At 69.8% G+C, this 22,482-nt stretch carries 25 protein-coding genes; 19 read left to right on the top strand and 6 right to left on the bottom strand.

Annotated elements, in window-relative coordinates:
- The first annotated feature begins 72 nt into the window (after nucleotides 1–72).
- The 3 genes from F5X71_RS25910 (at nucleotide 73) to coaD (ending at nucleotide 4,610) form a co-directional block, all read left to right on the top strand.
- Nucleotides 73–3,513 (top strand): pyruvate carboxylase, encoded by a 3,441-nt coding sequence (locus tag F5X71_RS25910; RefSeq protein WP_167464366.1) that lies wholly within the window; start codon nucleotides 73–75, stop codon nucleotides 3,511–3,513.
- Nucleotides 3,510–4,061: a 16S rRNA (guanine(966)-N(2))-methyltransferase RsmD gene (rsmD, locus tag F5X71_RS25905; protein ID WP_167464365.1), complete on the top strand. Its 552-nt coding sequence runs from the start codon at nucleotides 3,510–3,512 to the stop codon at nucleotides 4,059–4,061. Before F5X71_RS25910 ends, rsmD begins: the two co-directional genes overlap by 4 nt.
- Nucleotides 4,062–4,124: 63 nt before the next feature.
- On the top strand, nucleotides 4,125–4,610 hold the full coding sequence (gene coaD / locus F5X71_RS25900) for a pantetheine-phosphate adenylyltransferase (RefSeq protein ID WP_167464364.1): 486 nt from the start codon (nucleotides 4,125–4,127) through the stop codon (nucleotides 4,608–4,610).
- 74 nt (nucleotides 4,611–4,684) lie between these two features.
- On the opposite strand, the gene F5X71_RS25895 is transcribed toward coaD, so the two are convergent.
- Entirely contained in the window at nucleotides 4,685–5,203 is a 519-nt protein-coding gene (locus F5X71_RS25895) for a GtrA family protein (protein WP_174817136.1), read from the bottom strand.
- 365 nt (nucleotides 5,204–5,568) lie between these two features.
- Here F5X71_RS25895 and F5X71_RS25890 point away from each other — a divergent pair, with 365 nt between their 5' ends.
- The 9 genes from F5X71_RS25890 (at nucleotide 5,569) to F5X71_RS25850 (ending at nucleotide 12,437) form a co-directional block, all read left to right on the top strand.
- Nucleotides 5,569–6,315, top strand: coding sequence for a DivIVA domain-containing protein (locus tag F5X71_RS25890; protein WP_167464363.1), 747 nt, complete (start codon nucleotides 5,569–5,571; stop codon nucleotides 6,313–6,315).
- A 119-nt stretch (nucleotides 6,316–6,434) separates the two neighbouring features.
- Nucleotides 6,435–7,103, top strand: a complete 669-nt coding sequence (locus F5X71_RS25885) for a YceD family protein (protein ID WP_167464362.1) — start codon at nucleotides 6,435–6,437, stop codon at nucleotides 7,101–7,103.
- Between the two features lie 2 nt (nucleotides 7,104–7,105).
- A complete protein-coding gene (gene rpmF, locus F5X71_RS25880) occupies nucleotides 7,106–7,288 on the top strand; it encodes a 50S ribosomal protein L32 (protein WP_014987105.1) in 183 nt (60 codons plus the stop codon).
- Nucleotides 7,289–7,310: 22 nt separating this feature from the next.
- Nucleotides 7,311–8,024, top strand: coding sequence for a ribonuclease III (gene rnc / locus F5X71_RS25875; RefSeq protein WP_174817135.1), 714 nt, complete (start codon nucleotides 7,311–7,313; stop codon nucleotides 8,022–8,024).
- A 2-nt stretch (nucleotides 8,025–8,026) separates the two neighbouring features.
- The gene (mutM, locus tag F5X71_RS25870) at nucleotides 8,027–8,887 is read left to right on the top strand and encodes a bifunctional DNA-formamidopyrimidine glycosylase/DNA-(apurinic or apyrimidinic site) lyase (protein ID WP_167464361.1); all 861 of its coding nucleotides are present in this window, start codon (nucleotides 8,027–8,029) and stop codon (nucleotides 8,885–8,887) included.
- A 60-nt stretch (nucleotides 8,888–8,947) separates the two neighbouring features.
- Nucleotides 8,948–9,529, top strand: a complete 582-nt coding sequence (locus F5X71_RS25865; RefSeq protein WP_167464360.1) for a dihydrofolate reductase family protein — start codon at nucleotides 8,948–8,950, stop codon at nucleotides 9,527–9,529.
- 5 nt (nucleotides 9,530–9,534) lie between these two features.
- Complete coding sequence (locus tag F5X71_RS25860; protein ID WP_167464359.1) at nucleotides 9,535–10,596, top strand: PHP domain-containing protein; 1,062 nt, start codon at nucleotides 9,535–9,537, stop codon at nucleotides 10,594–10,596.
- Between the two features lie 108 nt (nucleotides 10,597–10,704).
- Nucleotides 10,705–11,133 (top strand): carboxymuconolactone decarboxylase family protein, encoded by a 429-nt coding sequence (locus tag F5X71_RS25855; protein WP_167464358.1) that lies wholly within the window; start codon nucleotides 10,705–10,707, stop codon nucleotides 11,131–11,133.
- 215 nt (nucleotides 11,134–11,348) lie between these two features.
- Nucleotides 11,349–12,437, top strand: a complete 1,089-nt coding sequence (locus F5X71_RS25850) for a winged helix DNA-binding domain-containing protein (protein WP_167464357.1) — start codon at nucleotides 11,349–11,351, stop codon at nucleotides 12,435–12,437.
- A gap of 35 nt (nucleotides 12,438–12,472) precedes the next feature.
- On the opposite strand, the gene F5X71_RS25845 is transcribed toward F5X71_RS25850, so the two are convergent.
- The gene (locus F5X71_RS25845; protein WP_167466736.1) at nucleotides 12,473–12,697 is read right to left on the bottom strand and encodes a hypothetical protein; all 225 of its coding nucleotides are present in this window, start codon (nucleotides 12,695–12,697) and stop codon (nucleotides 12,473–12,475) included.
- 148 nt (nucleotides 12,698–12,845) lie between these two features.
- On the opposite strand from F5X71_RS25845, the gene F5X71_RS25840 reads away from it, so the two are divergent.
- A complete protein-coding gene (locus tag F5X71_RS25840; RefSeq protein ID WP_167464356.1) occupies nucleotides 12,846–13,916 on the top strand; it encodes an NAD-dependent epimerase/dehydratase family protein in 1,071 nt (356 codons plus the stop codon).
- A gap of 6 nt (nucleotides 13,917–13,922) precedes the next feature.
- Here F5X71_RS25840 and F5X71_RS25835 read toward each other — a convergent pair whose 3' ends face one another.
- Genes F5X71_RS25835 through F5X71_RS25825 form a run of 3 tightly spaced genes read right to left on the bottom strand, consistent with a single transcriptional unit; the run spans nucleotide 13,923 to nucleotide 16,987 of the window.
- Nucleotides 13,923–14,948 (bottom strand): sensor histidine kinase, encoded by a 1,026-nt coding sequence (locus F5X71_RS25835; RefSeq protein WP_167464355.1) that lies wholly within the window; start codon nucleotides 14,946–14,948, stop codon nucleotides 13,923–13,925.
- Entirely contained in the window at nucleotides 14,941–15,639 is a 699-nt protein-coding gene (locus F5X71_RS25830; protein ID WP_167464354.1) for a response regulator transcription factor, read from the bottom strand. The genes F5X71_RS25835 and F5X71_RS25830 overlap by 8 nt, the downstream gene beginning before the upstream one ends.
- A gap of 4 nt (nucleotides 15,640–15,643) precedes the next feature.
- Nucleotides 15,644–16,987, bottom strand: coding sequence for a hypothetical protein (locus F5X71_RS25825; RefSeq protein ID WP_167464353.1), 1,344 nt, complete (start codon nucleotides 16,985–16,987; stop codon nucleotides 15,644–15,646).
- Nucleotides 16,988–17,111: 124 nt separating this feature from the next.
- On the opposite strand from F5X71_RS25825, the gene F5X71_RS25820 reads away from it, so the two are divergent.
- From F5X71_RS25820 to F5X71_RS25795, 6 genes are all read left to right on the top strand, one after another.
- Nucleotides 17,112–17,783, top strand: a complete 672-nt coding sequence (locus F5X71_RS25820; protein ID WP_167464352.1) for a glycosyltransferase family 2 protein — start codon at nucleotides 17,112–17,114, stop codon at nucleotides 17,781–17,783.
- The gene (locus tag F5X71_RS25815; protein WP_167464351.1) at nucleotides 17,780–18,463 is read left to right on the top strand and encodes a TIGR04282 family arsenosugar biosynthesis glycosyltransferase; all 684 of its coding nucleotides are present in this window, start codon (nucleotides 17,780–17,782) and stop codon (nucleotides 18,461–18,463) included. The genes F5X71_RS25820 and F5X71_RS25815 overlap by 4 nt, the downstream gene beginning before the upstream one ends.
- A complete protein-coding gene (locus F5X71_RS25810) occupies nucleotides 18,460–19,167 on the top strand; it encodes a class I SAM-dependent methyltransferase (RefSeq protein ID WP_167464350.1) in 708 nt (235 codons plus the stop codon). Before F5X71_RS25815 ends, F5X71_RS25810 begins: the two co-directional genes overlap by 4 nt.
- 67 nt (nucleotides 19,168–19,234) lie before the next feature.
- Complete coding sequence (locus F5X71_RS25805) at nucleotides 19,235–20,401, top strand: molybdopterin-dependent oxidoreductase (protein ID WP_167464349.1); 1,167 nt, start codon at nucleotides 19,235–19,237, stop codon at nucleotides 20,399–20,401.
- Nucleotides 20,398–20,844 (top strand): hypothetical protein, encoded by a 447-nt coding sequence (locus tag F5X71_RS25800; protein ID WP_238815473.1) that lies wholly within the window; start codon nucleotides 20,398–20,400, stop codon nucleotides 20,842–20,844. Before F5X71_RS25805 ends, F5X71_RS25800 begins: the two co-directional genes overlap by 4 nt.
- Complete coding sequence (locus F5X71_RS25795; RefSeq protein ID WP_167464347.1) at nucleotides 20,841–21,545, top strand: flavodoxin family protein; 705 nt, start codon at nucleotides 20,841–20,843, stop codon at nucleotides 21,543–21,545. The genes F5X71_RS25800 and F5X71_RS25795 overlap by 4 nt, the downstream gene beginning before the upstream one ends.
- A gap of 45 nt (nucleotides 21,546–21,590) precedes the next feature.
- Here F5X71_RS25795 and F5X71_RS25790 read toward each other — a convergent pair whose 3' ends face one another.
- Entirely contained in the window at nucleotides 21,591–22,481 is an 891-nt protein-coding gene (locus F5X71_RS25790) for a potassium-transporting ATPase subunit C (RefSeq protein WP_167464346.1), read from the bottom strand.
- Between the last annotated feature and the right edge of the window lies 1 nt (nucleotide 22,482).

Genomic DNA, 22,482 nt, shown 5'->3' with positions numbered 1-22,482 from the left:
CGCCGTTGTGAAGATCCCTGCGAAGGCCGCATCAGTGTCGGTGAGATGGGCGCAGCCGGGTACCTTAGGCCAATGTTCACGAAAGTCTTGGTCGCCAACCGCGGCGAGATCGCCATCAGGGCCTTCCGCGCGGCCTACGAACTCGGCGTGGGGACGGTCGCCGTCTTCCCGTACGAGGACCGCAACTCGGTCCATCGGTTGAAGGCGGCCGAGTCCTATCAGATCGGTGAGCAAGGCCATCCGGTCCGGGCCTATCTGTCGATCGACGCGATCATCGACGCGGCGAAGTCGGCGGGCGCCGACGCGGTGTACCCCGGTTACGGCTTCCTGTCTGAGAACCCGGACCTCGCCGCGGCCTGCGCCCGCGAGGGCATCACCTTCATCGGCCCGTCCGCCGAGGTGCTCGAGCTCGCGGGCAACAAGGCGCGCGCCATCGCCGCCGCCAAGGCCGCGGGACTGCCGGTGCTGCGCTCGAGCGTGCCGACCGCGGACGTGGACGAGCTGCTCGCGGCCGCGCAGGAGCTGGAATACCCGATCTTCGTCAAGGCGGTCGCCGGCGGCGGTGGTCGCGGCATGCGCCGGGTCGCCGAGCCGGCACAGCTGCGCGAGTCGATCGAGGCGGCCTCGCGCGAGGCCGAGTCGGCCTTCGGCGATCCGACGGTGTTCCTCGAGCAGGCCGTGGTGAACCCGCGTCACATCGAGGTGCAGATCCTGGCCGACCAGCACGGCAACGTGATGCACCTGTTCGAGCGGGACTGCTCGGTGCAGCGCAGGCATCAGAAGGTGATCGAGCTCGCGCCCGCGCCGAACCTGGATCTCGCGCTGCGCGACCGCATTTGCGCCGACGCGGTGGCCTTCGCCAAGCAGATCGGCTACAGCTGCGCGGGCACCGTGGAGTTCCTGCTCGACGAGCGGGGCAACCACGTCTTCATCGAGATGAACCCGCGCATCCAGGTCGAGCACACGGTGACCGAGGAGATCACCGATGTCGACCTGGTGCAGTCGCAGCTGCGCATCGCGGCGGGGGAGACCCTCGAGCAGCTCGGCCTCAGCCAGGACAAGATCACCATTCGCGGCGCCGCGCTGCAGTGCCGGATCACCACCGAGGACCCGGCCAACGGATTCCGCCCGGACACCGGGCGGATCACCGCCTACCGCACGCCGGGCGGTGCGGGCATCCGGCTCGACGGCGGCGCCAACCTCGGCGCGGAGATCGGGGCCTACTTCGACTCCATGCTGGTGAAGCTCACCTGCCGCGGCCGCGACTTCCCCGCCGCGGTGGCGCGGGCCGGGCGGGCACTGGCCGAGTTCCGAATTCGCGGTGTCACCACCAACATTCCGTTCCTGCAGGCGGTGCTCGACGATCCGGACTTCAAGACCGGCCGGGTCACCACCTCGTTCATCGACGAGCGCCCGCAGCTGCTGACCCTGCGCGGTTCGGCCGACCGCGGCACCAAGATCCTCAATTATCTGGCCGACATCACCGTGAACAAGCCGCACGGTGAACGGCCGACCACGGTCTACCCGCACGACAAGCTGCCCCCGATCGACCTGACCGTGCCCCCGCCGGACGGCTCGCGTCAGCGGCTGTTGCGTTTGGGCCCCGAAGGTTTCGCGCGGGATCTGCGCGCGCAGAAGGCGGTCGGCGTCACCGACACCACCTTCCGCGACGCGCACCAGTCCCTGCTGGCCACTCGGGTGCGCACCAACGGTCTGCTCGGTGTCGCGGGGCACGTCGCGCGGCTGACCCCCGAACTGCTGTCCATCGAGGCGTGGGGCGGTGCGACTTACGATGTGGCGCTGCGGTTCCTGTACGAAGACCCGTGGGAGCGGCTGGCCCTGCTGCGCGAGGCGGTGCCCAACATCTGCCTGCAGATGCTGCTGCGCGGCCGCAACACCGTCGGCTACACGCCCTACCCGGAACAGGTGACCCGCGCGTTCGTCTCCGAGGCGACCGCCACCGGCATCGATATCTTCCGCATCTTCGACGCGCTCAACAACGTCGACCAGATGCGTCCGGCGATCGACGCGGTGCGCGAAACCGGTACGGCCATCGCCGAAGTCGCGATGAGCTACACCGGTGATCTGTCCAACCCGGACGAAACCCTGTACACCCTGGACTATTACCTGAAGCTGGCCGAGCAGATCGTGGACGCGGGCGCGCACGTGCTCGCGATCAAGGACATGGCCGGACTGTTACGTGCCCCTGCCGCAGCGACTTTGGTCAAGGCGCTGCGCAGCAACTTCGATCTGCCGGTGCACGTGCACACCCACGACACCCCGGGCGGTCAGCTGGCCACCTACCTCGCCGCCTGGCAGGCCGGCGCCGACGCGGTCGACGGCGCCAGCGCCGCGATGGCCGGAACCACCAGCCAGCCCGCGCTTTCCGCGATCGTCGCGGCCGCGGCGCACAGCGAGCACGACACCGGGCTGAACCTGCAGAACGTGTGCGATCTCGAGCCGTACTGGGAGGCGCTGCGAAAGGTGTACGCGCCCTTCGAGTCCGGGCTGCCCGCCCCGACCGGGCGGGTGTACACCCATGAGATCCCCGGCGGTCAGCTGTCGAACCTGCGCCAGCAGGCCATCGCGCTCGGTCTCGGCGATCGGTTCGAAGAGGTGGAAGCCAAATACGCGGCGGCCGACCGGTTGCTCGGCCGATTGGTGAAGGTGACCCCGTCCTCGAAGGTGGTCGGCGACCTCGCGCTTGCCCTGGTCGGCACCGGTGTCGACATCGAGGACTTCGCCGCCGACCCGGGCCGCTTCGACATCCCCGACTCGGTGATCGGTTTCCTGCGTGGCGAACTCGGCACCCCGGCGGGCGGCTGGCCCGAACCGTTCCGCAGCCGCGCGCTGGCGGGCCGCGGCCCGGCCAAGCCGGAGACCCCGCTCACCCCGGCCGACGAGGCGGGGCTTGCGGGCAGCTCCGAACAGCGCCGCACCACGCTGAACCGGCTGCTGTTCCCCGGGCCAACGTCCGAGTTCCTCGCGCACCGCGAGAAATACGGCGACACCATGGGGCTCTCGGCGAACCAGTTCTTCTACGGGTTGCGCCACGGCGAGGAACATCGCGTGCAGCTGGAGAAGGGTGTCACGCTGCTGATCGGCCTCGAGGCCATCGCCGAGCCCGACGAGCGCGGCATGCGCACGGTCATGTGCATCCTCAACGGGCAGCTGCGTCCGGTCGCGGTCCGGGACCGGTCCATCGCCAGCGACGTCCCGGCCGCGGAGAAGGCGGACAAGGGCAACGCGGGCCACATCGCCGCGCCGTTCGCCGGTGTCGTGACCTTGGCTGTGTCCGAGGGCGACGCGGTCGCGGCAGGTGACACCATCGGCACCATCGAGGCGATGAAGATGGAGGCCGCGATCACCGCGCCGCGCGCGGGGACCGTCGGCCGGGTCGCGATCGGACAGGTGCAGCAGGTCGAGGGCGGTGATCTGCTGATAGAGCTGACCATGGGCGAGTCCGGCGCGGGTGATCAGCTGCGGTCCGTGCGAAACGATCAGTCTGAATGACCCGGATCGTCGCGGGCACGGCGGGTGGACGGCGCCTGCGGGTGCCGCCCGCCGGCACCCGGCCGACCTCCGACCGGGTGCGTGAGGCGTTGTTCAGCGCGCTCGACGCCAGGATCGATTTCGACGGCGCCCGGGTGCTCGACCTCTACGCGGGGTCGGGCGCGCTCGGGTTGGAGGCACTTTCGCGTGGTGCCGCGCACGCGCTGCTGGTCGAATCCGATCGCAAGGCCGCGGCCGTCGTGCGCGCCAACATCGCCGAGCTCGGGCTGCCCGGTGCGCAGCTGCGCCCCGGCACCGTGGCGTCGGTGCTGGCCGCGGGCGGTGCGGGCGAATTCGACCTGGTGCTCTCCGATCCGCCGTACGCGGTCGAGACCGACGCGGTGCTCGCGGACCTGCGCGCGCTGACCGACGGGTGGCTGCGTCCTGGCGCCCTGGTGGTGGTGGAGCGATCCATCCGATCGCCGGAGATCGACTGGCCCGCAGGCTTTTCCGCGTTGAAGCCGCGCAAATACGGGGAAACGCGGATCGAGCTGGCGACGTTCGAATAGGGCCGGTGTGGCCCCGCGCACCCGGTTGTGGTGTGGGGCAGGGCGACACGATAGCGTCTGACCATGGCTGGAGCATTATGCCCCGGGTCCTTCGACCCCGTGACCAACGGACACATCGACGTCTTCACCCGGGCCGCGGCCCAGTTCGACGAGGTCGTTGTCACCGTCATGATCAACAAGAACAAGCAGGGCATGTTCAGCGTCGAGGAGCGCATGGAGATGCTGCGCGAGTCGACCGCGCACCTGCCCAACGTCCGGGTGGAGTCCTGGTACGGGCTGCTCGTCGATTTCGCGAAGCAGCAGAACGTCACCGCCATCGTGAAGGGCCTGCGTGACGCCACCGACTTCGGTTACGAGCTGCAGATGGCGCAGATGAACAAGAAGCTCTCCGGTGTAGAGACCTTCTTCATCGCCACCAACCCCACCTTCGGCTTCCTGTCCAGCTCCCTGGTCAAAGAGGTCGCCGCCTTCGGCGGCGACGTAGTAGACATGCTCCCCCCCTCAGTCCACAAACGCCTCCTCACCCGCCTAGCCGAACGCAAGAACTGACCCGAACCCTTCAGTGCTGAAAAGGAATCAGCCCCGGGCTGGGGCTCGGGGCTGATTCGGGCTGCGGTGATGGGTTAGAAGACCAGGCCGCGCAGGGCCAGGAAGCGCATGCCGCCTACGGCGGCGGTGATGGCGAGGATGGCGGTGGCCTCGGCGGGGCCGCCGATGGTGGGGGCCCAGATGTCGAGGGCGGCCAGGCTCGCGGTGGTGATGGCGAGGCCGACCAGGGCCAGGCCGCCGCCCTCCCACTGGGCGGTGAACCAGCCGACGCGGCCGCTGGCGTGAAAGGTGAGCTGGCGGTGCAGCTCGTTGGCGATGATGGTGCTCACGATCGAGCCGACCACGTTGGCGATCAGCGGACCGATGCCGTGCATCGCGAAGAACAGCAGTACATAGGCGACGTTGCTGGAGCCGCCGACCAGGGCGAAACGGATCAGCTGGGCGAAGCCGCGGTCACCGCGCAGGTAGGTCATCAGCTGCTCGAACCGCGCCGCGACGGGTGCTGCGGGTAGCACCGGGTACGGGCCGACCCACGGCAGGAAGAAGCTGGTCGCGCTTACTCCCGCCGGTCGCTCCAGATCCAGAACAGTCATGGTCTTTCCGATCGAACAAGAGCCTTCGAGGGGGACAACAGCGACGGTGATCGCTTCCTTCCCGCCGGGCTCTTGGCAAGTTTCGGCACGAAACCTGGCAACAACGGGCGGACCGGTGTGGCCCTTTCTCTCTGGCTACCTCAATCCCGCAGGTCCCGGTGGGGACTGCGCGCTAAGCCGAAGACCTTTTCGATCTTCCCACTGAATGTAACACGAAGTGGAGGCTAACCCTCCACTTGATTTGTGTGGCGTACGAGACACTGGCACGACACACCGGAGGGTGACTCGGCACAAGCCGTGACGAGGGGCACACTGGGGCTCGGCGGAGAGTTCGCCGTGAGTCGTAGGAGAGTGGGGTAGTCAGCATGTACCGCGTATTCGAAGCACTCGACGAGCTGGTCGCCATCGTCGAGGAGGCGCGTGGCATCCCGCCGACCCGCAGCTGCATCGTGCCGCGCGGTGACGTGCTCGAGTTGCTCGACGACGTGCGCGACGCGCTGCCCGGCGAACTCGACGACGCGCAGGACGTGCTCGACATCAGAGACAAGATCGTCGCCGACGCCCGCGCGGCCGCCGACGTAACGGTGACCAGCGCCAACGAGCAGGCCGCGAATACCATCGGCGCGGCCCGCGAGGAAGCCGACCGCATCCTGGCCGACGCCAAGGCGCACGCCGACCGAATGGTCGCCGAGGCCAGCGCGCACGCCGACCATCTGGTCACCACCGCGCAGGCCGAGGCGGACCGGGTGGTGGCCGACGGCAACGCGGAATTCGAGGCCGTCACCAAGCGGGCCCGGCTGGAGTCGGAGCGAATGATCGAGGCGGGCAAGGCTTCCTACGATCGCTCGGTCGCCGACGGCGAGGCCGAGCGGGACCGCCTGGTCTCCCAGACCGAGGTGGTGCGCGCCGCGCACGCCGAATCCGCGCGGGTGATCGACGCCGCGCACGCCGACGCCGACGCGATGCGCGAGGAGTGCGACCACTACGTCGACGCCAAACTCGCCGACTTCGAGGAGACCCTGTCGAACACGCTGCGCACGGTCGGGCGGGGCAGGCATCAGCTGCGCACGGGCGCGGGCGCGCCCGACTACGCCGCCGAATACCGCCGCTGACCGGCGCGATCGCGCGCACGGGTTCGCGTGCCGCGGCGCAAGCGCAATTTGGGTGGACGCGGCCGCTCGCGTATCGTGGAGTGGTTGCCCATTCCCCCCGATTGTGAAGTGAGTTCGTGATGCCCGCCGGTTCCGGTTCTGCCTCGCGTCCGCGCTCGGCCTCGCGCCGGGAGCCGGACGCGGCTTTCGTGCTGGACGTGCGCAGCCTCGGCCGCAGGCCGGGGACGATGCGCGAACTGCAGCGCAGCTTCGATACCCAGACCCGGATCGGCCTCGATCTCGTCGGTGTCCCGGTGGGCGCGCAGGTGGAGTTCGACCTGCAGTTGCAGGCCGTGTCCGAGGGTGTGCTGGTCACCGGGACGGTGCGTGCGCCCATCGAGGGCGAGTGCTCGCGCTGCCTCGAGCCGTTCACCGATCACGTCGATCTGCGTCTCACCGAGCTGTTCGCCTACCCGGACAGCACCACCGAACAGACCACCGAGGACGATGAGGTCTACCGCATGGTGGACGACACCATCGACCTCGAGCCGGTGGTCATCGACGCGATCGGGCTGGAGTTGCCGCTGCAGCCGCTGTGCACCCCGGACTGCGCCGGACTGTGCGCGGAATGCGGCGTGCGGATGGCGATTGCGGGTTCGGAGCACTCGCATGAGATACTTGACCCTCGCTGGGCCGGGCTGGCGAAGTTCGCCACCGAATCGCCCGGTAACGGCAGCCCCGAACCGGGTGCGGCCACAGCAACAGACCACTCAGCCGATATGGCAAGCAATAGGACAGAGGAGAAGTAGTCGTGGCCGTTCCCAAGCGCCGGATGTCCCGTTCCAACACCAGGTCGCGGCGCAGCCAGTGGAAGGCCACCGCGCCGACCCTGATCACCTGCCCGAACCGCGCCTGCGGTGAGAAGACCCTGCCGCACATCGCGTGCCCGTCCTGCGGCACCTACAAGGGCCGTCAGGTCACCGCCGCTGTCTGACAGTTCGACCTGTCGTATCGACGTGACTGAGCGACCCGATTCGGCCGGTGCACACGCGAGCCTGCTCGCGGCGCTCGGTGTCGAGGTGCGGCCGGAACTGCTGCGCCTGGCGCTGACGCACCGGTCGTACGCATACGAGAACGGCGGGCTGCCGACCAACGAGCGACTGGAGTTCCTCGGCGATTCCGTCCTCGGACTCAGCATCACCGAGCGGCTGTACCGCGAGCACCCGGACAAGTCCGAGGGCGAGCTGGCGAAGCTGCGCGCGAGCGTGGTGAACATGCACGCGCTCGCCGAGGTGGCCCGCCAGCTCGGCGAGGGCGGTCTCGGCGCGCACCTGCTGCTCGGCAGGGGCGAGGAGCTCACCGGTGGCCGGGACAAGCCGAGCATCCTCGCCGACGGCATGGAATCGCTGCTCGGCGCGGTGCACCTGGAACACGGCATCGATGTCGCGCGCGCGGTGGTGCTGCGGTTGTTCGCCGACCTGCTCGAGCGCGGACCCCGGATGGGGGCCGGACTCGACTGGAAGACGAGCCTGCAGGAGCTCACCGCGGAGCGCGGTCTCGGCGTGCCCAGTTACGAGATCACCTCGACGGGTCCTGATCACGACAAGGAATTCACCGCGACCACGATGATCGGCGGCCAGGCCTACGGCCAGGGCGTCGGCCGATCGAAGAAGGAAGCCGAGCAGAAGGCCGCGGGCACCGCCTACCAGGCGCTGACCGCCGACGCCTGATCGTGCCCGAACTTCCCGAGGTCGAGGTCGTCCGGCGCGGTATCGCCGAACACGTGGTCGGTCGCGTCATCGACGCGGTCGCGATCACCCATCCCCGCTCGGTGCGCCGTCATCTCGAGGGCGCCGCCGATCTAGCCGCGCGGCTGGCCGGACTGAAGGTCCAGTCCGCCGAGCGGCGGGGCAAATTCCTCTGGCTCACCTTCGACGAGCCGGAGCTCTCCCTGGTCGTGCATCTCGGCATGAGCGGGCAGATGCTGGTGCAGCCCGCCGACGCGCCGGTGGAGAAGCACGCGCACATCCGTGCCGATCTGAGCGACGGCACCCAGTTGCGTTTCGTCGATCAGCGCACCTTCGGCGGCTGGGCGCTCGCGCCGCTGGTCGAGGTGGACGGCACCGCGGTGCCGGAACCGGTGGCGCACATCGCCCGCGACCCGCTTGACCCGCGCTTCGACGTCGAATCCGTGGTGTCCGCGATCCGTGCCAAGCAGACCGAGATCAAACGCGTGCTGCTCGATCAGAGCGTGATCTCCGGTATCGGCAACATCTACGCCGACGAATCCCTGTGGCGGGCAAAGCTGCACGGCGCTCGGGTGGCGTCGGGCCTGTCCCGTCCGGTGCTGCGCGGCCTGCTCGCCGATGTGGGCGCGGTGATGGGTGAGGCGCTCGCCGCGGGCGGCACCTCGTTCGACGCGCTGTATGTGAACGTCAACGGTCAGTCCGGCTACTTCGAACGCTCACTGGCCGTGTACGGCCGCGAGGACGAGCCGTGCCGCCGCTGCGGGGCCGCGATCCGGCGGGAGAAGTTCATGAATCGTTCCTCCTATTCTTGCCCGCGGTGCCAGGTGAAGCCTCGCCCTCGTTAGGGAGTCCGAGCTACCTTTCTTGTAGGCGGTCCGGGTGTCGGGACCGTGGAGGAAGGACATATGCGCAAGCTCACGTACTACGTAGCGTCGACCATCGACGGATTCATCGCCACCGACGACGGGTCGGTCGACTTCTTTCCGGTCGGCGGCGACCACGGCCCTGCGATCACCGCGCAGTACCCCGAGACGCTGCCGACCAAGGTGCGCGAGTCGCTCGGCATCGACAAGCGCAACCGCTACTTCGACACCGTGCTGATGGGCCGCAAGACCCACGACTTCGGCGTGCGGACCGGTACGTCGAGCCCGTACGCGCATCTGAAGCAGTATGTGGTCTCGACGACGCTGCCGGAGGACCCCGATCCCGGCGTCGAGTTGATCGCGACGGACCCGCTCGCGAAGGTGCGCGAACTCAAACGCGAAGCGGGACTGGGCATCTGGCTGTGCGGCGGCGGTGAACTCGCGCAGGTGCTGTTGCCCGAGATCGATCAGATCTTCCTCAAGCTGTACCCGGTGCTGCTCGGTCACGGCCGCTCGTTGTTCGGCACGGGCCCGCGGCTGCCCGACGCGGCCAGGTTCCGGGTGATCACCAGCCGCGTCTTCGAGGACGGAGTGGCCTTCATGAAGTACAGCAGGATTCGTTAATCGCGGTGACGCGAGACGATTCGAGCCCGACCAGCCCGGCGGCGACGCCGGGCCCGGTCGAGGTGCTGCGCGAGATCGGGTTCTGGCTCGAACGCGCGCGGGCCGAGACCTACCGGGTGAAGGCCTACCGCAGGGCCGCCGATATCGTCGCCGGGCTCACCCCGGAGGAACGCGCCGCGCATCAGGCGGCGCGCAGCTGGCGCGAGATCGCGGGGATCGGGCCGAAGACCGCCGCGGTGATCGAGCAGGCGTCGGCCGGCGTGCTGCCGCAGTACCTGATCGATCAGCGCAATGCCGCCAAGCCGATCGGCGCGCCGGGCAAGGCGCTGCGCACGCGGCTGCGCGGCGACCTGCACACCCACTCGGATTGGTCCGACGGCGGCAGCCCGATCGCCGAGATGATGGGCGTCGCCGCCGCGCTCGGCCACGAATACTGTGCGCTGACCGATCATTCGCCGCGGCTGACCGTGGCGAACGGGCTGTCCGCGAGCCGGTTGCGCAAGCAGCTGGACGTCGTCGCCGAGCTGAACGAGCGGATGGCGCCGTTCCGCATCCTGACCGGCATCGAGGTCGACATCCTCGACGACGGCACCCTGGATCAGCAGGCCGATCTGCTCGCCGAACTCGATATCGTCGTGGCCAGCGTGCACTCGCATCTGCGCGCCGACAGCGCGACGATGACCAAGCGAATGGTCTACGCCGTCGCCAACCCCAACGTGGATGTGCTCGGCCACTGCACCGGCCGGTTGGTCACCGGCGGTCGCGGCACCCGGCCCGAGTCGAGCTTCGATGCCGAGGTGGTGTTCGAGGCGTGCCGCAAGTTCGGCACCGCCGTCGAGATCAACAGCAGACCCGAACGACGCGACCCGCCGTCGCGATTGCTGCGCTTGGCGCTCGAGATGGACTGCCTGTTCTCGATCGACACCGACGCGCACGCGCCCGGTCAACTGGACTGGCAGGGCTACGGCTGCGAGCGTGCCGTGGCCAACGGCGTTCCGGCCGAACGCGTCGTCAACACCTGGCCGCTGGCCGAGTTGCTGGCGTGGACCGAGACCGCCGGAGCGTGAGGGCGGCCGGTCCACCGGAAAATGCGCACGGTCGCGTCACACTTGCCGCCGCTGTCTCGTCTAACTGTTGTACGAGCAGACCGAGGAAAGGATGTCACCGTGGCACGCATGAAGCTCGCAGAGGTCGCCCCCGAGTACTACAAGGCGTGGTTCGAGGTGGAGAAGGCGATTCGGCGCGGCCCGCTGAACCCGGTGGTGCGTGAGCTGGTGAAGATTCGCGCGTCCCAGATCAACGGCTGCGTGTTCTGCATCGACCTGCACACCACCGACGCGCGCCTGGCAGGGGAGACCGAGAAGCGGATCTACCAGCTCGACGCCTGGCGCGAGTCCGCGCTCTTCGACGACACCGAGCGGGCCGCGCTCGCCTACGCCGAGGCGGTCACGAAACTCGGCGAACACGGTGTGAGCGACGAGATCTGGGCCGAGGTGGAAAAGCACTTCGACGAGGGCGCGCGGGCCGGACTGGTCGCGGTCACCGCGATGATCAACCTGTGGAATCGGATCGGGGTGCCGCTGCGGATGCAGCCCGAGGGCTGAGGCGCGCGGGGACGGCATCGGGTCGCGCCGGTGCCGTCGCGCGGTCTATTCCCGCGGCGGCAGCAGCGGTCGCGCGAAGTAATCCTCGACCGGCAGCGGGCCGGTGTAGCGTCGGCACGGGCAGCGCACCCCCTCCCGCATGAACACATTGTACGTATACGTATGCGCCGCGGAATCCGCCCGATGTGTCGGTGCCTTCGGCGAAGATGGCAGGTATGACGGAACTATCGCTGCGTGAGCTGAACCGAACCCTGCTGGTGCGTCAGATGCTGGCACGGCGGGCCGCGATGACTCCGTTGGAGCTTGTTCGGCATCTGGTCGCGGTGCAGGGGCAGGAACCCAATTGGCCCTATGTCGGCCTCTGGTCGCGGCTCACCGATTTCCGCCACGACGACCTGGCCGCCCTGCTGCGGGAGCGAAAACTGGTGCGCTCCACCATGATCCGCCGCACCGTGCACCTGGCCGACGTGGACGATTTCCGCTGGCTGCGCCCGACGGTGCGCCCGATCGTGCACGCCGCGTTGCAGGCGGCCTACTACCGCGACGAGATCGAGGGCATCGACCCGGTCGAACTCGCCGCCGCGGGAAGGGAATTGCTGTCCGGCCAGATCCTGACGCGCACCGAGCTGGGCCGGTTGCTCGCCGAGCGTTTCCCGGATCGGCACGCGCGCAGACTCGCCGAGGCGGCCGAACTGCTGGTGCCGATGGCGCACAGCCCGGTGACCGGGGCGTGGGGCAAATGGGGTAACCGGTCGGTGACGGTCGCGCTCGCCGACGAATGGCTCGGCGTGCCGATGCGGACCGAGCCGGACGCACGGACCCTGATCCTGCGTTACTTGGCGGCGTTCGGTCCCGCCACCGTCGCCGACATGCAGGCGTGGGCCGGGGTGGCCAAGCTCGCCGAGGTGGTCGACGACATGCGTTCGGAGCTGCGGGTTTTCACCGACGACCAGCACCGGGTGCTGTTCGATCTGCCGGACGCGCCGCTGGCCGACCCGAATCTGGTGGTGCCGGTGCGCTTCCTGCCCGCCTTCGACAACGCGCTGCTCGGGCACAAGGATCGCCGCCGGATCATCAGCGAGGAGGATCGGCAGCGGATCGCCAAGGAGGCCTCGGGCGGGGTGCCGATGTATCTGGTCGACGGTTTCGTGCACGGCCGATGGGCGTTGGAGGACAGCACCATTCGCGTCACGCCGTGGCATCCGCTCAGCGCGGCCGACGAGTCCGCACTGCGCGGCGAGGCCGAACGGCTGCTCGGGTTCGTCGCCTCCGGGCAGGACGGGAAGATCATCATCGAGGGCTGATCCGAGCCGGTCGAGTCCGGCCGTGCGGGGCGCGACTACTCGGACGTGGCCTGATCGGCGAAGCACTTGCCGCGCAGCGCCAGCTCCGCTTCGAGGATGCGGATCGCCTTCGGGCCGACGCCATGGATGCGCAGCAGCTCCTTCGCGCTCACCTCGGCGAGGTGGTCGTAGCGGGTGTACCCGTGCGCGATCAGCTCGCGCGTGGCGACCTTGCCGATCCGCGTCGGAAACTCCGTCGCCGGTGTCTGCTCCGCCATCATGGCCTCCCGTGCACTCGTGCGCTCCTCGGACAGCGGCACGGTATCAACACCCGCCGACACTGTTTCGGGTCGAGCGAGGCGTGACGAAAGTCTGACGGTGCGGCGTGTGGCGGTGTCCGCGCCGCACCGACCAGGCACGATCGGATTCATGACACGAATGTCGCGGGTGCTGTTGACCGGTGCCGCCGGGTTCATCGGCGCCCATATCGGCCGGGCGCTGGTCGCCGCGGGGCACGAGGTGATCGGGATCGACCTGATGATTTCCGCGGCGCACGGGCCCGCCGCCCCGGTGCCCGACGGTATCCGGCGGGTGGACGTGCGGGACGCGGACGCGCTCGACGCGCTGCTGCGCGGCGTCGATGTCGTCTGCCATCAGGCCGCGGTGGTCGGCGCGGGCGTGAGCGCACAGGACGCGCCCGCCTATGCCAGCCACAACGACTTCGGCACGGCGGTGCTGCTGGCGGCGATGGATCGGGCAGGCTGCCGCAGGCTGGTGCTCGCGTCGTCGATGGTGGTGTACGGCGAGGGGCACTACCGCGGCGAGCGCTGCGGTCCGGTGCGGGTCGGCCTGCGCCGGCGCGCCGATCTCGACGCCGGGATGTTCGAACACCGCTGTCCGGAGACGGGGGAGGTGCTCGGCTGGACCTCGGTCCGCGAGGACGCGCCGTTACGGCCGCGCAGCCTGTACGCGGCAAGCAAACTGGCGCAGGAGAATTACGCCGCCGCGTGGGCGGCTGTAACCGGGTCCGCGGTGACCGCGCTGCGCTATCACAATGTCTACGGCAGCGATATGCCAAGGGACACACCCTATTCCGGGGTGGCCGCGATCTTCCGTTCGGCGCTGGAGGCGGGACAGCCGCCGCAGGTGTTCGAGGACGGCGGGCAGGCAAGGGATTTCGTGCACGTCACCGATATCGCCGCGGCGAACCTCGCGGCCGTCGAGCAGCCGCTGCCCGGGTTCGTTCCGATCAACGTCTCCTCCGGCCGCCCGATCACCATCGTGGAGGTGGCCTCGACGCTGGCCGCGGCGCGCGGCGGCCCGGATCCGGTGGTGACCGGACGGTACCGCCCGGGGGACGTGCGGCATATCGTCGCCGATCCCGAACAGGCCAGGCGCGTCCTGGGTTTCGTCGCTCAGGTGGATCCGGTGGCCGGGCTCACTGAGTTCGCGTTCGCGCCGTTACGCGACAGCACGGGAGTGTGTGCGCCGACCCTGTGAGGGCGCTCAGTTGTCCGACAGCGGCAACCGAACCTCGAAACGGCTTCCGGTCGGCCGGTTCTCGGCGGTGATGCGGCCCTGATGCGCCTCGACCAGACCGGCGGCGATCGCCAAACCCATGCCGCTGCCGGTGGGGACGCCGTCGGCGGCGACCGGGGAGCGGGCGGCGGTACCGCGATAGGCGACCTCGAAGATGCGGGGCAGGTCCGCCTCGGCGATGCCGGGTCCGGTGTCGTCGACCCGGGCCCACGCCTGACCATCGGACGCGCCAGCCGAGATGGCCACCTCGCCGCCGGGCGGGGTGTGCGCGATGGCGTTGGACACCAGATTGGTCAGCACACGGCCGAGCGCCTGATCGTTCGCTATGACGACGATGCGCGAATCCGGTTGCTCCGCACGGAGTTCGACCTGCGCGCGGGCGGCGGTCGGCCGGTTCGCCGCGAGCACCTCGTCGATCAGCTCGCGCAGATCCACCGGCTCCAGCTCCAGGCGCAGCGCGCCCGCGTTGATCTTCGACATCTCGAACAGGTCGTCGACCATGCGGGAGAGCCGGTTGGTCTCCAGCCCGATCTGCTCGGCATAGGAGGCGACATCGGCCTTGCCGGTGACGACCCCGTCGGAGAGCGCCTCGGCCATCGCGCGAATCCCCGCCAGCGGTGTCCGCAGATCATGGCTCACCCAGGCGACCAGCTCGCGCCGCGACTGCTCCGCGGCGCGTTCCTGCTCGAGGACCTGCTTCTCCCAGACCATCTTTCGCGCCTGCTCGCGGCCGAGCACGATCGCGGCGGGCACGGTCACCGCCGCGACGATGCCGAGTACCACGGCGGTGCGCCGCAATTCCTGCGTGAACATCAATCCGCTGACGCCGATCACGCCCGCGAGGGTGGCCAGCGTCGGAATCAGCACCAGCACGGCCATGCTCGTGGTCACCGAGCGATTCCTGGTGGCGCGCAGGATGATCGCGCCGATCAGCACGACCGGCAGCGAGCAGGCCAGCGAATAGACGATGAGCTGGGTGGTGTCCTCAGGCATCGACGGCTCCGTTCCCGGTGCGTGCCCACGCGTACCCGCGGCCCCACACGGTTTCGATGCGGTGGCCGTCGCCGAGTTTGGCGCGCAACCGTTTGATGTGCACGGTGACCGTGGACAGGTCGCCGAAGTCCCAGCCCCACACCTTGGCGAGCAGCGCCTCGCGGCTGTAGACCTGCTGCGGGTGTTGCAGCAGGAAGACGAGCAGGTCGAATTCGCGCGGGGTGAGTTCCACCGGCCTGCCGTCGACGTAGGCGAGCCGCAGGGCCGGACGCACCTCGACGGCGCCGTCGCACAGCACCGGCGCGTCGGCGTCGCGCACCACCTGCGTACGGCGCAGCACCGAGGCCACCCGCAGTGCGAGCTCGCGCGGGCTGAACGGCTTGGTGACGTAGTCGTCGGCGCCCGCCTCCAGGCCGAGCACCCGGTCGTCCTCGTCGCCGAGCGCGGTGAGCAGGATGACGGGCAGGTCCGGTCGCGGCCCAGAGCGGATGCTGCGGCAGATCTCGATGCCGTCGGGCGCGGGCATCATCACGTCGAGCACGGCCAGCTCGATGACCTCGTCCTGGTTCGCCAGCGCCGCCAGTGTGGTTGTGCCGTCGGAGGTTTCGCGTACCGCGTGGCCGTCGCGCTCGAGATAGCGGCGGACCACGTCGCGCACGACGGGGTCGTCGTCGGCGATCAGAATCGTCATACCCTCACCAGTTCGTCAGGATCGTGTGGACCAGCAGCAGCGTCGCGGCGGCCTGCACCGCCAGCCACCACCGGGCGGCGGTGCGCGGCAGGAAGGCGGTCGCGGCGAGCAGCCACAGATCGAACGGCAACCAGATCCGTTCGGTCTCCGCCTTGCTCAGCCCGCTGAGGTCCGCGGCGAGTATCGCGCACAGGGCCGCGGCGACCAGCAGCGCCGTCGGATCGAGGGCGCGCAGCGTGCGTGGCGCGAGCGCGCGGGACAGGGCCGCGGCCGTCGCGAGGCCGACCGCACAGACCGTCGCGGCCAGATTGCCCCACCACCAGTACGCGTAGGACCGCTCACTGGCGATGCCCTGGTAGTACCGCTGCACCACCAGGTGATAGCCGTCCAGCCACCAGAATCCGGCCACGGTGAACGCCGCGACGACCAGCAGCGCGCCGGCCAGCGCCGGGAGCAGCGGGCGGGCGGTCTTCGCCGCGATCAGCACCGCCACGGCGGGAAACGCCATCAGGACCAAGCCGTAGCTCAGGTAGATGCCGAGCGCGAAGAGCACGCCCGCCGCGATCGCGATACCGGCCTTGGCACCGGGGCGGGTGGCCAGCGCCAGCAGCGCCACGGCCCAGGCCGTGACACCGGCGAACATCGCGTCCGCGGAGACCGCGATCCAGAGCGCGGCGGGGGCGAGCACCAGAAACGGCAGCGCCGCGCGGGCCCGATCCTCGGCGCCGAGCGCCCGCAGCGCGACCGCGACGGCGAGCACCGCGCTGGTGCCGATCAACAGGCAGGCCACCCCCGCCCACGCACCGCCGCCGAGGCCGACGCGGTCGAGCAGCACGAAGAACAGCAACGCCCCCGGCGGATGCCCCGAGACGTGGGTGGTCCACGAGTCCGGCTCGAAATCGAGGATGCGGCCGGCGAATCCGCGCAGCATCGCGCCGATGTCGGTGACCCCGCCGACCTCGTGCAGATACTCGTTGGGGTCGGTGAGCCGATCGGCGAAGCCGCGCTGCCAGCCGTCCACCATGGCCAGGGCGAACGCCCACGCGAGCGCGCCGGCCCAGGACGCGGCGAGCAACGGTCGCCAGGACAGCCGGCGCGCCAGCGTCGGGCCCTGTGCCACAACGAGAGTCGCGAGCGCGACGGCGGGCACGGTGCCCCACCCGATGTGCGGCAGCCAGTTGCCGAAGATCGGCGCCGCGCCCGCGTACAACCTGCTGCGCCAGTGTTCGCTGGCGATTCGCGGGACGAGGAAGGCCGCAGCGACGAGCGCGGCGGCGATACCCGCGCCGACCAGTTCGCCACGCGGGCGGGTACGCGGCGCGGATTCGAGGACAGAGGTCTCGGGCACGGCTATCACGATAGGGCGGTGAGCGGGGCGTCTGCGCTGATCCCGGCCGTTTTTGCGATGATGTCACTGTTTCGTCACAGGTTTTCGAGCCGATTCGGGCCCGCGACGGCCTAGCGTCGGCAGCGTGACTCGAAACCAGGTTGATCCCGCCGGAGTGACCGTGGTGATTCCGTGCCGGGACGAAGCTGACGCGTTGCCCGAGGTGCTCGCCGCGTTGCCCGCCGGATACCACGCCCTCGTGGTCGACAACGGCTCCACCGACGGCACCGGCGCCGTCGCGCTCGGCCACGGCGCCACGGTGGTGCACGAGGCCAGGGCGGGCTACGGCGCGGCCGTGCAGGCGGGTATCGCGGCGGCCCGCACCGAGCTGGTCGCGGTGCTCGACGGTGACGGATCGATGGATCCGGCCGAGCTGCCCGGCCTTGTCGAATTGGTGTGTGGCGGAGCCGATCTCGCGGTCGGTCGGCGACGGCCGACGCACGCCGGCGTCTGGCCGTGGCACGCCAGGCTCGGCAATCTGCTGATCGCGCGCAGGTTGCGGCGCAAATACGGGCTGCCGGTACACGATATCGGCGCGATGCGGGTGGCGCGGCGGGCCGGGATGCTCGCGCTCGGCCCGCTGCACCAGCGGTCCGGATATCCGCTCGAGCTGCTGGTCGGTGCGGCGCGCGCGGGCTGGCGGGTGGTCGAACGCGACATCGCCTATCGGCCGCGTGCCGGTGGTGTGTCGAAGGTATCGGGCTCGTGGCTCGGCACGCTGCGTGCCACCAAGGATTTCCTGGCGGTGCTGCGATGAGCTGTTGTCCGGCAACGCTGTTGGTGATCGCGAAGGCGCCGATCGCCGGCTTCGCCAAGACCAGGCTCACACCGCCGCTCACGCCGCGTGCGGCGGCCACGGTGGCCGCCGCGGCGCTGCTCGACACCCTCGACGCGGTGCTGCGCAGCGCGGTCGCGCGGCGCGTCGTCGCGTTCACCGGCGAGCTGGCGGCGGCCGAGTGCAGCGACGAATTATCAAGAGTACTAAGCCGGTTCGAGGTGATACCGCAGCGCGGTGACGGTTTCGGCGCCCGCCTGGCGAACGCGCACGCCGATGCCGCGCGCTTCGGCCTGCCGGTGTTCCAGATCGGCATGGACACCCCGCAGATCGGCCCGGACGTTCTGACCGGGGCCGCTCGCGAGCTCGTCGCGGGCGACAGCGCGCTGCTCGGACCCGCCGAGGACGGTGGTTGGTGGGGCCTCGGGCTGCCGTCGCCGCAGCCTGCCCGGGTGCTCCAGCACGTCCCGATGTCCACCGATCAGACCGGCGAGCTGACGCGTAAAGCGTTGCAGCAGTGCGGATACCGGGTGAACTCCTTGTCGCTGTTCAGCGACGTCGATACCTTTGCCGACGCGCAGCGGGTCGCCGCCTCGGCATCGCACGGTCGGTTCGCCGCGGCGATCCGCCGGGCGCGCGAGCGCGGGTTGGTGCCGTTGTGAACGGCGCCGAACTCGACGTGTTCGATCGCGCGCTGGCGGGCGAGAAGTGCTGGGTGCGTGCCGCGGACGGCAGTCGGCGGCGGCTGCCGATGGCGCGGTGGCTCGGCCTCTCCGGCGCGGACCGCCGTGCCGATATCGCGCTGACCAGCTGCTGTGACGGCCCGACGGTAGATCTCGGTTGCGGTCCCGGCCGGTTGGTGGCGGCGCTGCTGCGGCGGGGCGTGCTGGCGCTCGGGGTGGATATCTCTCCGACGGCCGTGGCCATCACCAGGTTTCGTGGTGCGCCCGCGCTGCGGCGTGATCTGTTCGGTCCGCTGCCCGGTATGGGGCGCTGGGACTACGCACTGCTCGCCGACGGCAATATCGGGATCGGCGGTGACCCGCGGCGCCTGCTCGCGCGCACCGCGGCGCTGCTCGCGCCGAACGGCGTCGCCGTCGTCGAGTTCGGCCGTCCCGGTACGGGTTCGGTCACTCGGCAGATCAGGGTGGAGTCACGCACGCGCGTGGGTTCCTGGTTCCCTTGGTCGACGGTGAGCATTGATCATGCTGCGGATCTGGCCTGCGGCACCGGATTCCAGGTGCTCGACACCGCGGAAGTGAACGGCAGGCACATCGCGTGGTTGCGCCGCCACCGGGTGGCTCGCGGGTATCTCGCCGCGGCGACCGCGCGAGCGGAACGCCCGAGGACAGGAGAGTTCTCGTGAGGAACCGGGAGCACGCCGGATCGTATGGGCACGCTGGAATCTCGGCGCGCCGTCTCGGTGGTGTGCGATGACAGTGCACGAATCCGTCGAGCGCACCGGCACATCGGGCGACCGGCGGTATCGGGTGTCCGGCGCGCGGGGGCCCGAAGTGGCCAGCCGGGTGGGCAGCGCGCTCGGGGCGGCGATCCTGACCTGCTTCGTGACCGGGCTGCTGAGCCATTGGATCCAGCATCCGCCCAGCTGGTTCTGGTGGCCCGCGCACCCGGTGTGGCTGTACCGGTTCACCCAGGGGCTGCATGTCGTTACCGGTGTCGCGGCGATTCCGCTGCTGCTGGTGAAGCTGTGGGCGGTGTACCCGAAGTTGTTCCAGCGCCCCCTTTTCGGCTCGCCGCTGCGGGTGCTGGAACGCGGATCGATCGCGCTGCTGGTCGGGGCGATCGTATTCGAACTGTCGACGGGACTGTTGAACATCGCGCAGTACTACCCCTGGAAGTTCTTCTTTCCCACCGCGCATTACGCGATCGCCTACGTCGCGGTCGGCGCGCTGGCCGTGCATCTCGCGGTGAAGCTGCCGGTGATCCGGGAGGCGCTGAGCCGTCCGGCGGAGTCGCACGGCGGCGGCGAGCCGGTCGAGGCGCGCCATGTCTCGCGACGGACGGTATTGACCGCGGCGTGGGTCGCCACCGGGGCGGCCACCTTGGCCGTCGCCGGTCAGACGGTGCCGTTCCTCCGCTGGGCGTCGGTGCTCGCGCCACGGAGCGGCGAAGGGCCGCAAGGCCTTCCGGTCAACCGCTCCGCCGCCGCGGCGGGTGTCGCGGCGCTCGCACGGGCCGCCGACTATCGGCTGGCCGTGCGGGTCGGCGACCGGGAGCGCGGTTTCACCAGGAACGAGCTACTCGCCATGCCGCAGACGCACGCCAGGTTGCCGATCGCCTGCGTGGAGGGCTGGAGTGCCACGGCGGACTGGTCCGGGGTGCGGTTGCGCGATCTCCTTGCCGCAGTGGGCGCCTATCCTGGCGGTGACGTGCACTTCCGCTCGTTGGAGACCAATGGCATCTACGCGAACTCGACACTGCCGCAACGCCATGTCGTCGACACGGACACCCTGGTCGCGCTGTCGCTGAACGGTGCGCCGCTCGAGCTCGACCACGGCTATCCGTGCCGTCTGATCGCGCCCAATCGCCCAGGAGTGCTGCAAACGAAATGGCTCTCGACGATCGAGGCCCGGTCATGACCGCCGTTCGGGTGCTCTTGCTGCTGGCGGGCGGCGGGCTCGGCTGGTACGGGATCAGCCTGCTGCTCGAGGTGCCGCGGGCGGATCTGATGTCCATCGCGCTGTGGTTCGTCGGCGGAATCCTGGTACACGACGCGCTTTTCGCGCCGCTGTGCGCCGCGGTCGGCGTCACCGCTCGCCGGTTCCTGCCCGGCATCTGGTGGGGCCCGGCAGCCTGCGGTGCGGCCTGCACCGTGGCGCTGCTCTCGATCGCCGCGCCCGTGCTCGACCGCGGCCACGCCATGCCCGACAACCCCACCGTGCTGGACCGGAACTATCCGCTAGGCCTCGCGGCCGCGGTGGTCGTGGTCTGGGCGCTGGTGGGTGTCGCGGTGGCGGCAAGACGCGCCGACCGGCGTAAAACGCGCAGGCCGGAACTCACGACACCAAGGAGGACCTCGTGACCACGTACGACGACCTGCGGGCCCTGTTCATCAACTGCACCCTCAAGCGTTCGCCGGAAGTGAGCAACACCGGCGGGCTGATCGACATCAGCGCCCGCATCATGGCCAAGAACGGCGTGCGGGTCTCCCACATCAGGGCGGTCGACCACGACATCGCCTTCGGGGTCTGGCCGGATATGACCGAGCACGGCTGGCCCACCGACGAGTGGCCCGCACTGCAGCGGCAGGTGATGGACGCCGACATCCTGGTGCTAGCCGGCCCGATCTGGTTGGGCGACAACAGCTCTGTCACCAAGCAGGTGATCGAGCGGCTCTACGCCAACTCGTCGATCCTCAACCAGCACGGCCAGTACGCCTACTACGGTCGGGTGGGCGGGTGCCTCATCACCGGCAACGAGGACGGTGTCAAACACTGCGCCATGAACATCCTCTACAGCCTTCAGCACCTCGGCTACACCATCCCGCCGCAGGCCGACGCGGGGTGGATCGGCGAAGCGGGCCCCGGGCCCTCCTACCTCGATCCGGGCTCGGGCGGTCCGGACAACGACTTCACCAACCGCAATACCACGTTCATGACCTGGAATCTGCTGCACCTGGCCCGGATGCTCAAGGACGCCAACGGGATTCCGGCCCACGGCAACCAGCGCTCGGAATGGGACGCCGGTTGCCGCTTCGACTTCGAGAACCCCGAGTACCGCTGATCACCGGGGCAGCTTCGGACACGAGCGGATGGGCGACGGCGCGGCTCAGCCGCGCACCGGATACCGCTGGTCGAGGTCGAGATTCAACTCGACCACGTTGACCCGGGGTTCGCCGAGGAAGCCGAGCGTGCGGCCGTCGGTGTGCGCGGCCACCAGCTGCCGGATCTGGTCCGCGGCGACGTTGCGCGCCTTGGCTACCCGGGTGATCTGGAGCTCGGCGTACCGCGGGGAGATGTGCGGGTCGAGGCCGCTGCCGCCTGCGGTGACGGCGTCGGCGGGCACCGGGGTGTCGATCGGGGCGTCGCCGAAGATCGGCACGATCCGGCCCGCCGAGTAGTCGGCGCCGGGCTCGGCGCATTCGACCCGAACGCCGCGGTACACCGACAGGAACGGCGCGGCCGGGCAGGCCTCGTTGACGCTCACCACCCGAACCGGGTGGGTGACCTCGCCGCGCCCATCGCGCGGCCCGAGCACCGAGAGGACCGCGCCGACACCCGTTTTCGTGCAGAACGGCCGTGCGCCGTCGACCCCCTCGCGGTCGCCGATCGTCTTGCTCCGTGCGCACACCGTCGACAGCAGGCTCGGCTTCGTCTCGGCCGGATCGGCGGTGCGGATGTCCACGATGCTCTCCGGGCCGAGATTGGACGCGGCGGTGGCCATCGGGTCGTAGCCGTCGGTCCGGGCGGCGGCGGGTCTGCTCTGGAAGTACCACGCCAGCGCGTTGCCGTCGGAATCGGTGAAGGACTGGCCGATCAGGCGGGAGCCGACGACGGTGCCGCCGGATCGCAGCAGCGAACCGTCGGCCCTGTCATGCAGGCCGGGCAGGTGAGCCACCGCGAAAACCGCCAGCGGATAGGCGATTCCGGTGATCGCGGTGAGCACGAGCAGCGCGCGCAGCGCGGCGAGGTGCTGCCGCATCCAGGTCGAGGTACGCATG

Source organism: Nocardia brasiliensis (genome assembly GCF_011801125.1).
Classification (GTDB): Bacteria; Actinomycetota; Actinomycetes; order Mycobacteriales; family Mycobacteriaceae; genus Nocardia; species Nocardia brasiliensis_C.
Note: the sequence above shows the minus strand (reverse complement) of the source record. Positions and strands in the feature narration are given on the sequence as shown.

Excerpts from the sequence above, each read along its gene's own strand:
- F5X71_RS25845 (WP_167466736.1), bottom strand. The coding sequence starts at position 12,697 with ATGATGGCGGAGCAGACACCGGCGACGGAGTTTCCGACGCGGATCGGC.
- F5X71_RS25840 (WP_167464356.1), top strand. The coding sequence starts at position 12,846 with ATGACACGAATGTCGCGGGTGCTGTTGACCGGTGCCGCCGGGTTCATC.
- F5X71_RS25805 (WP_167464349.1), top strand. The coding sequence starts at position 19,235 with ATGACAGTGCACGAATCCGTCGAGCGCACCGGCACATCGGGCGACCGG.
- F5X71_RS25865 (WP_167464360.1), top strand. The coding sequence starts at position 8,948 with ATGCGCAAGCTCACGTACTACGTAGCGTCGACCATCGACGGATTCATC.
- F5X71_RS25855 (WP_167464358.1), top strand. The coding sequence starts at position 10,705 with ATGAAGCTCGCAGAGGTCGCCCCCGAGTACTACAAGGCGTGGTTCGAG.
- F5X71_RS25790 (WP_167464346.1), bottom strand. The coding sequence starts at position 22,481 with ATGCGTACCTCGACCTGGATGCGGCAGCACCTCGCCGCGCTGCGCGCG.
- F5X71_RS25895 (WP_174817136.1), bottom strand. The coding sequence starts at position 5,203 with ATGACTGTTCTGGATCTGGAGCGACCGGCGGGAGTAAGCGCGACCAGC.
- rsmD (WP_167464365.1), top strand. The coding sequence starts at position 3,510 with ATGACCCGGATCGTCGCGGGCACGGCGGGTGGACGGCGCCTGCGGGTG.
- F5X71_RS25815 (WP_167464351.1), top strand. The coding sequence starts at position 17,780 with ATGAGCTGTTGTCCGGCAACGCTGTTGGTGATCGCGAAGGCGCCGATC.
- F5X71_RS25835 (WP_167464355.1), bottom strand. The coding sequence starts at position 14,948 with ATGCCTGAGGACACCACCCAGCTCATCGTCTATTCGCTGGCCTGCTCG.
- F5X71_RS25800 (WP_238815473.1), top strand. The coding sequence starts at position 20,398 with ATGACCGCCGTTCGGGTGCTCTTGCTGCTGGCGGGCGGCGGGCTCGGC.
- coaD (WP_167464364.1), top strand. The coding sequence starts at position 4,125 with ATGGCTGGAGCATTATGCCCCGGGTCCTTCGACCCCGTGACCAACGGA.
- F5X71_RS25850 (WP_167464357.1), top strand. The coding sequence starts at position 11,349 with ATGACGGAACTATCGCTGCGTGAGCTGAACCGAACCCTGCTGGTGCGT.
- F5X71_RS25910 (WP_167464366.1), top strand. The coding sequence starts at position 73 with ATGTTCACGAAAGTCTTGGTCGCCAACCGCGGCGAGATCGCCATCAGG.
- F5X71_RS25890 (WP_167464363.1), top strand. The coding sequence starts at position 5,569 with ATGTACCGCGTATTCGAAGCACTCGACGAGCTGGTCGCCATCGTCGAG.
- F5X71_RS25830 (WP_167464354.1), bottom strand. The coding sequence starts at position 15,639 with ATGACGATTCTGATCGCCGACGACGACCCCGTCGTGCGCGACGTGGTC.
- F5X71_RS25885 (WP_167464362.1), top strand. The coding sequence starts at position 6,435 with ATGCCCGCCGGTTCCGGTTCTGCCTCGCGTCCGCGCTCGGCCTCGCGC.